Source organism: Glacieibacterium sp. (assembly GCF_965200405.1).
Classification (GTDB): Bacteria; Pseudomonadota; Alphaproteobacteria; order Sphingomonadales; family Sphingomonadaceae; genus Glacieibacterium.
In genome coordinates, this window is the sequence record NZ_OZ241356.1 from 386,617 (window position 1) to 398,536 (window position 11,920).

The following is an 11,920-nucleotide window of genomic DNA, read 5'->3' on the forward strand; positions in this document are numbered from 1 at the left end:
GTTGCCAGGCCTTCGCGTCTGAAGTCATTGCGAGCCAAGCTCATGGCCCGCAGCGTGTTTCCGGTTTCGGGCAAGAGCCAGTTCGGCGATGGCGATTGTGCCGAGCGGCCCGGAATCATCGCCCAGCATCGGCGCCCGGATGATCGTTGAAAGCGTCTCGCTCGCCGCAGGGACATAGTTCGCAAGCAGTGCCGCTGTTCGCGCGCGCAGCATCGGCAGCAGCTGTGGCTGGCCATTGGCGACACCGCCCCCGATCACGATCCGCTCCGCCGAAACCATCAGCACCAGCATTGCCGCCAGCTCGGCCAGTTCGGCGGCGACGTTCGCCCAGACCGGATGATCGGCCGTCAACGAATGCGACGGGTAGCCGCTACGCGCCGCGATGGCGGGGCCGGAAGCCAGTCCCTCCAAACAGTCACCATGGAACGGGCAGCTGCCGACGAAGTCATCCCCGGCAACGCGGCGTACCCGGACATGGCCGGCCTCCGGGTGGACCAGGCCGTGAACCGCGCCACCGTCGACGACAAGGCCCGCACCGATGCCGGTACCGACGGTGATGTAGGCATGCACGCGGGCCCCGACCGACGCTCCCCAGCGCCCTTCCGCCAGCGCGGCTCCGGCAACGTCGGTATCGATCCCGACCGGAACGGCAAAGCGCGCTGCGATCGGCGCCAGCAGGTCCGTCCCCTGCCAGCCGGGCTTCGGCGTATTGGTGATGCAACCATGATCCCCCGCATCCGGACGAAGCGAGAGCGGGCCGAAACTGCCAATGCCGATCGCCGCCAGCGCGCCGTACCGCGACTGCCAGTCCGACAGCCGATCGACGCAGCGCTCCAGCGTCGTCGTCGGGTCGTCCGTGGGGAACTGCTCGCGCTCGATGATATCCGCACCCCGGGCAATCAGCACGACGGTCTTGGTACCGCCGATTTCGATGCCGCCCGATAGCGGCGAGAGATTCTGCGTCATGCAACCGCCCTTAAACCGACGTCGGCGCGTCGGCGAGGCGCCTTGACATCTCGGCGCGCAAAACCTTCTGCCGGTCGGTCCGTCGGGCAAGCAAGGGCGCCCGATTGTACTGTAACCAGTAGCGAAACCGCACCGAGCACCTATATCCGGAGTCAACTCGAGGCGTTCCTGTCATGACCGAACTATCAATTCTCGACCTAGTCCGCGTCACCGAGGCGACCGACGCCCGCGGTGCGCTCGATAATGCCCGCGACCTTGCGGCACAGGCGGAAAACTGGGGCTATCGACGCTTCTGGGTTGCCGAGCATCACAACATGGCCGGAATCGCCAGCGCTGCCACTTCGGTCGTGCTGGCGCATATCGCTGCCGGCACCCGGACCATCCGGGTCGGTGCCGGCGGTATCATGCTGCCCAACCATGCCCCGATCATTATCGCCGAGCAGTTCGGGACGCTGGCGACGCTCTTTCCCGGTCGCATCGACCTGGGCCTGGGCCGCGCGCCGGGGACCGACCAGCTGACCGTCCGGGCGTTGCGCCGGACCTTGACCGATCCCGATAATTTCCCGCGCGACGTGCAGGAGCTCCAGGCATATTTTGCTCCGTTGCAGCCGGGCCAGCGCGTCCAGGCCGTGCCCGCCGCTGGTACGAATGTTCCGCTGTGGATCCTCGGGTCGAGCACCTACGGTGCGCAGCTCGCCGCCGAGTTCGGGCTGCCCTATGCCTTCGCCTCGCACTTTGCGCCCGACATGCTGTTGCCGGCGCTGCAGATCTATCGCGCCCGGTTCAAGCCATCGGCGCAGCTTGCCCGGCCGCATGCGATGGTCGGCGTCAACATCATCGCGGCCGACACGGATCACGCGGCGCGGCGCCTGGCGACGACCCAGCAGATGTCCTTCACCAACCTCTTCCGGGGCACTCGCGGGCTCAGCCAGCCGCCGATCGACGATATCGACAGCTATTGGTCACCGGCGGAAAAGGCGCAGGCCGGCAATATGCTGGCGCGGACCATCGTCGGGTCGGTCGACACCGTCCGTGCTGGCCTCGACGCGTTGATTGCCGAGACCGGTGCCGACGAGTTGATGATCGTCTCCGACATCTACGATCACCGCGACCGCCTGCGCTCGTTCGAATTGATCGCCGCCGCAGCCGCTTCGATCGCGACAGTGTCACTCGCTGCCTGAACGGGGGCTGGGTCGCGCCCGGCAACACTAGGCTGGTGGCCCACATTGCCGTCGCCGACAAAGAAGACCATGATCGGGCTGCTGACCCAGGCGAAATAGGAGCTTCGATATGGCTACGCTAGTTGTCGTCTATCCGTCCGCTGGGACAAAGTTCGACCGCGCCTACTACCGCGACAGCCATGGTCCATTGGTCCATTCTGCATGGGATGGCCTTGGCCTGCAAAGCCTGCACTACAGCTTCGGCGAGCTTGGCCTCGACGGTGGAGCAGCGCCGTTCCATTGCGTCGCGACATTGACTTTCGCCAGCCGCGCCGAACTCGATGCCGCCCTCGCCGATTCGGCAACTGGTCCGGTCTTTGCCGACATCGCCAACTTCACCGACGCCACGCCCACCGCCATGATCGGCGCCGAGGACTAGCCTGTCCGGGCGACCACGGCACGCCGCAAAGATCAATTGCGCACACGACGGGTCCCGCTGTTGCCGGCGCATACCTCCTGAAGATGGCAGGCTGGCCTCTTATCCCTGGTCGATCCTTAACTGTCTGATCCGCTTTAAGAATAGCGACCGGTCGACGGCGCTGGCGTGATTGCGCCCCGTTTGACAGAATCCATATTACTGTACAGTATCGCACACGACATCTGCGTAGGTGGCCTCGACGTTGGCGTTGTTAGGCCTCGCCGGCGCAGAAGGGATCGTGGCTATGCCATACGTCAAACCGGCGCGTCGAGATAAGACCCCTATAGCCGAGGGCACGCAGCAGACTTGGTCGGTTAGCTCGAACAATAGTCAGTATGATGGCCTACTTGCGCTGGCGGCAGCGACTTGCCGGACAAGTCATGCGTTGATCGATATATTCGGGGTCGGGCTGTATGTGCATAGCGAGCAACCGACAAGCGTCGCGCCTTGCTTCAAGCCCGGTGATATCTATTCGCTATTGACTGCTGGCTCAGAACTCATCGTCATCGGTGACGCGAACGCCGAGCTTGGCGAGGTTGCCGGTCTGCCGCATTTGTATCGAAGATCGATGCATTTCTGCGCAATCAAGCCTTTGCGCAAATCGGATGGCTCGTTGGTCGGCACCCTTTGCCTCCTCGATTACGAGTCCCGTGTAGTTGGCCTGGATCCGGCGTGTTGTCGCGCAATTGCTGCTCTCGGCCAGCAGGTCGAAACGACTCTCAATCTAATACAGGCCATTACCGATCGCGACCGCATGATTACAGAACAGCGGGAGATGGCCGAGAAACTCGATTGGGCGGCAACGCATGATCCCCTGACCGCGTTGCCGAACCGGGCGGCGTTCACGTCTCATCTTGCCGAACTTCTTTCTGAGTGTCGGCAATCCGGCCGACGAGGCGCTCTGCTGCTCGTCGACATCGACCATTTCAAGGACGCCAACGACACCCTGGGCCATGTCGGCGGCGACTACGTCCTGCAGCATTATGCCGAACGACTTGGCTCGCTGGTCGACCTGGGGGACATGGTTGCCCGCGTCGGGGGCGACGAGTTCGCCATCCTGTGCCCCGACATCAACGATGGGCCGAGCGCGCAACTCCTCGTCCAGGCAATCACGCAAGGCATGCGGCTGCCGATGGTCTACGACGGTCGCACGGTCGATGGGCGCAGCAGCATCGGCATCGCCTTGTATCCCGCGCACGGTGCCGACAGCGATGCGCTGACCCGTGCCGCCGACTTGGCGTTGCAGGCTTCGAAGCGGAACGGCCGGGATCGCTTCACCATCTTCGACGCCGCGCTCGCACTTGAGGCCGGGCGGCATGAGCAAGCCCTGACCGCTGCCCACGCCGCGATCCGGGACGGCCGGGCCAAGGTCTACTACCAGCCGATCGTGACCCTCGACGATGGCAAGATCCAGGGGTTGGAAGCACTATTACGCTGGACGCTGCCAACTGGCGAACTCGTCCTGCCCGGAATCTGGTCCGAAGCGTTCGACGACCCGCAACTCGCCCCCGCGATCAGCCGGTGCGTCCTCGACCAGGTGCTGCGGGATGTCGCCGACTGGCTCGCCGCCGGCGTGCCGTTCGGCCATGTCGCAATCAATGCCGGAACGCTCGATTTCAGCTGCGGAACGTTTACCGAGGACCTCCTGGGCTCGATGGCGATGCGGCAATTGCCGCCCGAGGCGATTAAGATCGAGGTCACGGAGATGGTGCTGCTCGGTCGCAGCAATGGCCAGGTGGCCCGCGCCCTCACGGCGCTGGACGAGTGTGGTATCCGGATCGCGCTCGACGATTTCGGCACCGGTTATGCCTCGCTGGTCCATCTCAAGCGCTACCCGATCGACACCGTCAAGATCGACGGATCGTTCGTCGCCGGCCTGAACAGCAACGCCGACGACCGTGCCATCGTGAAGTCGGTCATCTCGCTCGCCCGAGACCTCGGCATCAAGAGCGTCGCCGAGGGGATCGAAACCGCGGCCCAGGTCGCGTTCCTGCGCGCCCAGGGCTGCGACTTCGGCCAGGGTTTCCTGTTCAGCGAAGCCCTGCCCGCCGAACAGATCAGCCAGCTGATCGCCAGGTCCAGCTTCGGCAACACCCTCGCGGGCTGAGCAGCCGAGGTAGAGCGCGGCATTGTCAGCGCGCACGAGGAAGCCGCGCAGAGGGTACTGCGCGGCTCTTGTCGGGGCGGGAGAAGGCACGCCTCCCCCCGCCTGCAAGTCACGATCTAGAAGCGGACGTTGATGCCGCCCATGACCTGGGTCGCGTCGTTGCCGCTGCCGGTCTGATAGTTGCCGCGAAGCGAGAAGCCGACACCGTAGAAGTCGGTCGCAACACCGGCGCCTAGCTTGGCGTAACCCTTGGGGTTGACGCCCTGTACCTTGAAGCTCGTCGACCGATCTCCGAGATAGCTGGCCGTCCGGATAGCATCGACCTTGCCCTGGAGGATGTACGAGCCCTCGACGAACGGGGTGACGATGCCGATCTTGTTGCCGAAGCGCACACCCAGCTCGGGACTGAACACCGTCTTCTTGTGCGCTGCCACTGCCAGCCCGATGCCGCCGACGCCCTGCTCCTCGAAGGCGCCGAAGCGATAGTTGCGTGCCTCGAGCTTGGCGAACGGCGTCGCCTGCAGTGCGCCGAGGGCGAAGTCGTAGCTCAACCGCGCGTTGATCCTGAACTCCTTGCTGTCGAAGCTCGCCGCGGCAGTGCGTGAGAACAACGGAAGCTGGCGCTCCGTGTCCCAGTTCGACCAGCCGAACACCGCCTGTGCCGACAGGTCGAACGCCGCGACCTTCTGATGGCCGTAAATGCCGACCAGGTAGGTGCGCGCCGACGCCCGCGATGGCAGTTCGCGATCGTTTGCGTCGATGCGGCCATAGCCACCGCCGATCCCGAACTCGCCGCCATTGCCGGTCGAGATGCTGGCACCCAGCGAGCCGCCATAGTCGTCGGCCTTGAGCGACGAAGCGCCGGATGTCGTGCTGCCATCGAACTTGGAGAAGGTGCTGGTCGGGCGGAACCAGATTCCGACCCCTGCCTTTTCGCTGATGACCGAGTCCGCAGCTTCGCCGAAGACGCTGGTCGTCTGGATCGCGGCGAGCGAACCATAGACCGACGCCGAGCCGAGCTGAACGAACGCGGCAGCCGCTTCCGCGGACGACAATTGCGTGTCGATGCCGGCGATCACCGTCGCCAAGTCCTGTAGGCGGCCATAGGCCTGGACGTCGACCACCGCATTCGGGTTCGGGATCGCGGTGATCCGGCTGACGATGCTCGGGATCGCGCCTTCCAGCGCAACCGCGGCCGCGGCGGCGTTGGCGGTGTGGGTAACCGACGCGTAGGAGGTACGGACGACGTCGACCGAGACCACCGTGCTCGTCCCGACTGTGCGCGGCGTCATGGCAAAGCGGACGAAGGGCGAGGCGAACGACGGTGCAAGGCTCAGGCCGGTGCCGTTGTAGGTGCCCGAGACCGTCAGCAGGTCATAGTTCCGGCCAGCCGTATAGATCGTGCCCTGTGTCGCTGCGACGGCGACCGTACCGGCGAGGGTGACGTTGCCGTTCACGGTCAGCGTCGATGGAGTGGACCGCAGGATCGTCGGCTTGGTCGCGTCATAGGCGACGAACGGCGTCAGTTCGATACCATAGCCGCCGTAACCAAGGATGCCGTCGGCCACCAACGGACGAACCGGCGTCCCGGCGTTGCGCAACAAGGCCGGCGTTGCGACGATGCTGAGCGTACCCGCCGCTGCCTGGGTCAGATTGCCGTCGATGCGGACGTTCGTTCCCTGGACCACCGTGGTCGTCCCGTCGGTGACGCGGCGACCGAGCAGCAGCGTGCCTCCGATATTTTCGACATTGCCCCGGATGCCGAAGATGCTGGCGCCCGTTGCTGGATCGGTTCCAGTCGATCCAAGCTGTACCTCACCCGCGCTGACACGGAACGTCCCGACGTCCATCGTGTAGAACGGCAGGACGTTGGCCGTCGACGGCGCGCGATAAGTGCTGCCGAGGATGGTGAACGAGCCCGCGCCGGTCTTGTCGACCAGAGTGACACCGCTGATCTGCGATCCGCTGCCGATCGACGTGGCGGCTACGAAGACGCCCGATGCAGAACTGCCCAGGGCCGGGTCGATTGCTGCGAAGCCGGCGTAGTTGGGCGTGTTGACGAAGTGGAGCGCCGTCGCACCGGTACCGAGCACGCCCGAAGGCAGGTCGGACGTTCCGACACCCAGGAACCCGGCATCGTTCAGGCGCAGGGTCGTGTTGGTCAGGCGGGTGTTGTCCGTCACCGACACGACCTGGGCAAGGATATTGCCGGTTGTCACCGACCCTGCGTTCAAGTTGATCGTCGCCGTGATGTCGCTGGTGCGAAGTACGGCCGTAGTCGCAGCACCGGTCGAATTGTCGGCAACCGTCGCACCGTTGACGTTGATGCCACCGATCAACAGGCCGCTCTGGTTGACGACGTAGGTCTGGGCGAAGCGTGTTGCCGGTGCGGTCATGACCCGGACCGAACTGGTCGGCGTGGTCGTCACGACGTTGGTGCCCAGGACGAGCGACTGGCCCAGCGATACGCCGTTGCGCAGCACGCCGGTATTGGTCGCCGTGCCTGTTGCCCCCGACAGGAAGACGTTGCCGCTGATCACGCCGCTGTTGGTGACCGACGCCACGCCGCCGACGCCGGTGCTGATCGTCGTCGCAACGCCGCGGGTGAGAACGACGTCGTTGATGTCGGTCGTGACCGTCGTGGTCGCGGTGTTGACGCCGATCGCCTGCGCGCTGACCGCGCCGAAGATCGTCCCGGTGTTGACCGCGCTGGCGCCACCGATGCTCTGGACGCTGACGGAGTCTGGCGCGCCGAAGAAGCCGGTCGAAGCACCGACGATGCCGGCATTGCTGAAGGCAGCAGCCCCTCCAACCAAAGTCGAGGTCGAGACAATCGTGCCACCGGTCTGCACGCCGGTCTTGCTGAAGGTGTTCGTCGTGCGGTTGGTCGAATTCGCCAAGGTGAAGCCGGTGAAGATGGACGAGCCGTTGTTCGCCAGCACCCGCGTGCCGGCACCGATCGACAAGGTCGAACCGGCAACGCCACTGACGGTGATCGAACCGTTTACTGCCGACGTTCCCGCCGTCTGCAGCACCGCCGACGAGTTGATCGCCAGTACGGCGGTGCCGCCCTGGTAGGTTGCGCTCGTGGCCGACAAGGAACCGGTCTGCGTCGGGAAGCTAAGCGCCGTTGCGCTGGTTCCGGCAAAGCTGGTGTCCGTCTGCGTGCTGCTCAGCGTCGTACCGGTGCTGAGATTGATGCTGTTGCCGCCGGTGATCTGGCCGGTCAGTGTCGCGGCGGCGTTGCCGAAGGCCGACGAGATGTTGGCGCCCGCGACACGGCCCGCGATCGTAGCGGTCGAATTGCCGGCACTGCCTGGGGCGGTGCTGACGCTCGTCGAGTGGTTGGTCTGGGTGACTGTCGCTGCGCCGGTTCGGCTGTTGACGGTGCTGTTGTCGTTACGCTGATCCGTAGCGGAGTAGGTGCTGACGTTCAGGAAGCCTGTGACGCTGCTGTCTGCCGAGATCGACACCGACGCACCGTTGGTACCCACGCCCGAACCACGACCATTGACACCGACACCGCCGCCGACGGTTGCACCGGTCAGGACAAGGTTGCTGGTCCCGGCAGCGCCCCGGAACTCGCTAAAGCCGATCGAACTGCTCGACTGGGCGATAGCCGTGGCGGCTGGACCTGCAGTGGTGGCCGCAACCGTGCTGCGCGACGCGTTGTCGGTCCCCGATGTCGTGTTGGTGCCGATACCCGCGTCGAGGTTGATGGAGCCTTGGACGATACCGCCGGTGACAGTGACATTCGTCGTGCCGCTTTGCGTCGAGGCCGTCAGATTGCCTGCGGAATTGCCGTTACTGCGCAACGCGCCCGTCACCGTGACGGTGTTGTTGCCAGCCTGGATCGTGGTCGCGTTACGCTGGGTCGAGACGGCAAGCGCCTCCACCGCTGCAGTTGCCGGTCCAGTGAAGGGCTGGGTGGTCGTCGTGTTGGTCGAGGAGTTGCTGCCCGTGTTGCTCGATGCACCTGCCGAGGCATTGAAGTTGGCGAGCAGGACGCCGCCGATCGTCGCCGAGCTGCCGGCCTGACCATTTTGCGAGACGGAGATCGCCAGCGGCAAGCCTGACCCGGCGATGGCCCCAATCGAGCCGCTGTAATTGCCGGTGACGGTGCCGCCGATTGCCGTGCTTGATGAACTCGAGCTCGAGACCTGGACCGTCTGGGCGACGCCGGCACCCGGCGTTGCGGGATTGGACGAGCTGAAGGTGTTGCTGCCGCCGTTCGTTGAAGTATTGCCCGTCGAAGACGTCGAGACGTTGCCGAAGATCGCACCGGCGTTGTCGATCGTCGCGGCGCCGACGCCAGCGATCGAGACGTTGTCCTCGATGACGGCTCCGGCGCGGTTGAACAGCGATGTCGTGCCACCAACGGTCGTGTTGACCGATGCGTTGGAATTCAAGCTGACCACGGTCGATGCCCCGGCCGCGCCCGGGGTGGTGACCTGGCTGGAGGTCGTCGACGACGATACCGACAAAAACCGTCCGCTGGCGAGGGTCACGCCGTCGCGGATTCGACCGGCATTGTCGACTGACGCACTGCCGTCACCGCTGGCATTGATCGAGCCGAAGACGCTCCCCGTTGCTGCGACGGAAACGGCAGCAGCGCCACCGGCTGCGCTTCGCGTCGTGCCGTTCGACGAGGTGAAGTCACCGGTCGCAAACGTGTTGGTCGAGCTCGAGACGAACGAGATGCTGGTACCGATCGATGTCGCCGCAGCATTGCCGTTGGTCGTGACGGCGGTTCCGGCGCCGGCACCGACCGTGCCGGCAATGGCGATCCTTGCAGCGCCAGCGTTCGATGTGGCGTTAAGCGAGCCGAAGACGGTGCCCGTCGACGCGAGGTCGATCGATGCTGCACCGCCGATGCGGGTAGTGACGGTGCTGCTGTCCGAAGTCGACATCGTCGCGTTGCTGGTCGACTTGCTGGCGGTCGCGGTGTTCGACGCGCCGATGAACACGTTGACGCCGCCGTTGGCCGTGGCCGAGCCGACCTTGCCGGCCACCGACGCCGTGGCGGTTCCGGGTCCTGCGGTCAGGGAGAGCGCAGTAACGCTCGAATCGCTCCCAAGCGTTGCACTGACCGTGCCGCCGGCCGCGGTCGTCGAGTTGGCGCCCGTGACGGTCGTCAGGCCAGCCACCGTAGACACGTTGGAGCCACCGGTTGTCGACGAACTGTTGCTGTTCGAACTGTTGAGAACGACGTTCCCGGCAGCAGCGTTCAGGTTCAGGCGTGCACCACCAAGGCCGTTCAGGTCGATGCCCTGGGGTACCGACGCGACGACGCCTGCAGCCGGGATAGCAACCGGGCCGGTGATATCGCCGCTTACGGCGCCACCCTTGGCGATCGACGTCGTCACCCCGTCGACACCGGCCGTGCCGGTACTGGTGGTCGTCGAAGCGTAGGATTCAAGCCTGACAGCGAGGGCGCTAGCGCCGCCGCTGGCAACGTAGATCGGTCCGCTGCTGGTCAACGCGATATCGCCAGCGCCCAACAGGGAAACGCCGCCCTCGAGGGTGCCGGTGTTGGTCAGGGCGATCTTGCCGCCGACGTCGTTGGCGAAGACTGCACCCGTAACCGTACCGCTGTTGTTGAAGGTCAGCAGGTTGGCCGCAGTCGCAGCGCTGCCGACGTAGGAGAAGCCGACCGTAGCGGCCGCCGTGCCCATCATGCCGGCGTTACCGATGTCGATCGTACCGATCGAAGCACTGTTCGGCTGAATGTAGAACTGGTCCTGCGTCACGACCGCGCCAGCCAGGATCCGCAAGGTCAGGGATGGTGCCGGCGCGGCGAAGATCGCCGTGTTGATGTCGGACGTAACGATCGTACCGATGCAGGTCACGGCTGACGCGGCGGTCGTGCACTGTGCCGATGCGGGAGCTGCATTCAGCGCCATCACGAACGCGAAGGTTGCCGTGCTCGCGCAAAGACGAGCTTTTCCAGAAACGTGCATTTTTGTAACCCCTGTTCAGAATCTCGTACATCACCGGACCCTGCCCCTTAACGGCACGATCTAGCATTGCATCGGGCAGGCTCTGCGAGATTCGAAGCCGATAAGCAGTGATCGGCTGCACATAAAAACGTGATTTAAATCACGTTACGGCAAAGTTACGTTATTCGAATTCTTTGTAAACTCCGCGTTCACCCTGTCAGAAATTTCCGTGGCTTAGCTTCGCTTTTCGAGGGCAGCGTATAAACATCCATTCTGCTATGCAGCGTGAGAATTTAGTATCATTTATCAAGATATTTTGACACAGCAGCGAGGCAAACTCTGCGGGGGCCGCCCAGAGCAAATCGGAAGCTTTGTCCCGGGGGGAACGATGATGAACGATGACGCTCGACGCGTAACGTGATGATGGCCCATTTCGCACCAATTCAGACCGAACTCAGGGTCGTGCCGTCGCGGGCGTCCGACACAGGCTCGCCGGTGATCGAGCGTGTCCGCGCCGCCTCGAGGTTACGCCCGGGCGATATCTTCGCACCTCCGCCGGGTAGCGAGGTCGCGATCGTCGAGGAAGGCTGCCTGACCCTTGAGATAACGATGCTGAATGGCTCTGGATTGTGCATCCAGCGGATCAAATCCGGCGATGTCGTGGTGCCGCTGGACATGATCGCGACGCCCGCTTTCGCGCCCTCCTACCGCGCCGACACCGCGACCCGGATCGGCTGGCTGCGGCTATCGAGCCCGGCTCACCACGGCCATGCCGATCTCGAACATCTGATCGCCCGCTCGCGGGAAAAGCTGGTGGGAGCCTGCATCCGCCTCATTCACGAGCTCGCCTGCCTGCCGACACCCCACCGCTTTTATTGCGAGCTGTTGCGGCTCGCAGCGACGCAGCACGGTGTCACCGATCCGGTCCTGCCCCTGCCGAGCCAGACAGAACTGGCCCTGCGCCTGTGTACGACGCGCGAATCGATCTCGCGCGAGATCTCGTTCCTGCGGCGCGAGGGTGTCCTGTCCGCCGGCAAGATGCCCAGATTGCGCAACCGCGGGTTTCTTATCGCGCGGATCGCAAACGCGCTGAACCTGACCAGCGACGACGAGGTCTGGGCGAGTATCGGAGCACCGGCGCCGGGAGCCTGACGCAGCAAGCTAACCTCTTTGATCAATGACTCACCGTCAGATTATGAGGTGATCGTCGCGCAAAATGCGGTAAACGAGAGCGGGGAGGTCGCGGCGGTCGGGCTCTCGGTGGAGAAGA

General features: G+C 64.4%; 6 protein-coding genes. 4 read left to right on the top strand and 2 right to left on the bottom strand.

Annotated elements, in window-relative coordinates; translation table 11 throughout:
• Positions 1–24: 24 nt before the first annotated feature.
• On the bottom strand, positions 25–966 hold the full coding sequence (locus tag ACOFKW_RS01780) for an ROK family protein (protein WP_419815639.1): 942 nt from the start codon (positions 964–966) through the stop codon (positions 25–27).
• 173 nt (positions 967–1,139) lie between these two features.
• On the opposite strand from ACOFKW_RS01780, the gene ACOFKW_RS01785 reads away from it, so the two are divergent.
• The 3 genes from ACOFKW_RS01785 (at position 1,140) to ACOFKW_RS01795 (ending at position 4,711) form a co-directional block, all read left to right on the top strand.
• Positions 1,140–2,147 carry an LLM class flavin-dependent oxidoreductase gene (locus ACOFKW_RS01785; protein WP_419815640.1) on the top strand — a complete coding sequence of 336 codons (1,008 nt, stop codon included), beginning with the start codon at positions 1,140–1,142 and terminating at the stop codon, positions 2,145–2,147.
• 109 nt (positions 2,148–2,256) lie between these two features.
• A complete protein-coding gene (locus tag ACOFKW_RS01790) occupies positions 2,257–2,565 on the top strand; it encodes an EthD family reductase (protein WP_419815641.1) in 309 nt (102 codons plus the stop codon).
• A gap of 229 nt (positions 2,566–2,794) precedes the next feature.
• Complete coding sequence (locus ACOFKW_RS01795) at positions 2,795–4,711, top strand: putative bifunctional diguanylate cyclase/phosphodiesterase (protein WP_419815642.1); 1,917 nt, start codon at positions 2,795–2,797, stop codon at positions 4,709–4,711.
• Between the two features lie 116 nt (positions 4,712–4,827).
• On the opposite strand, the gene ACOFKW_RS01800 is transcribed toward ACOFKW_RS01795, so the two are convergent.
• Positions 4,828–10,614, bottom strand: coding sequence for a hypothetical protein (locus ACOFKW_RS01800; RefSeq protein WP_419815643.1), 5,787 nt, complete (start codon positions 10,612–10,614; stop codon positions 4,828–4,830).
• A gap of 456 nt (positions 10,615–11,070) precedes the next feature.
• Here ACOFKW_RS01800 and ACOFKW_RS01805 point away from each other — a divergent pair, with 456 nt between their 5' ends.
• A complete protein-coding gene (locus ACOFKW_RS01805; protein ID WP_419815644.1) occupies positions 11,071–11,802 on the top strand; it encodes a Crp/Fnr family transcriptional regulator in 732 nt (243 codons plus the stop codon).
• The last annotated feature ends 118 nt before the right edge of the window (positions 11,803–11,920 follow it).

Excerpts from the sequence above, each read along its gene's own strand:
- ACOFKW_RS01780 (WP_419815639.1), bottom strand. The coding sequence starts at position 966 with ATGACGCAGAATCTCTCGCCGCTATCGGGCGGCATCGAAATCGGCGGT.
- ACOFKW_RS01785 (WP_419815640.1), top strand. The coding sequence starts at position 1,140 with ATGACCGAACTATCAATTCTCGACCTAGTCCGCGTCACCGAGGCGACC.
- ACOFKW_RS01790 (WP_419815641.1), top strand. The coding sequence starts at position 2,257 with ATGGCTACGCTAGTTGTCGTCTATCCGTCCGCTGGGACAAAGTTCGAC.
- ACOFKW_RS01800 (WP_419815643.1), bottom strand. The coding sequence starts at position 10,614 with ATGGCGCTGAATGCAGCTCCCGCATCGGCACAGTGCACGACCGCCGCG.
- ACOFKW_RS01805 (WP_419815644.1), top strand. The coding sequence starts at position 11,071 with ATGATGGCCCATTTCGCACCAATTCAGACCGAACTCAGGGTCGTGCCG.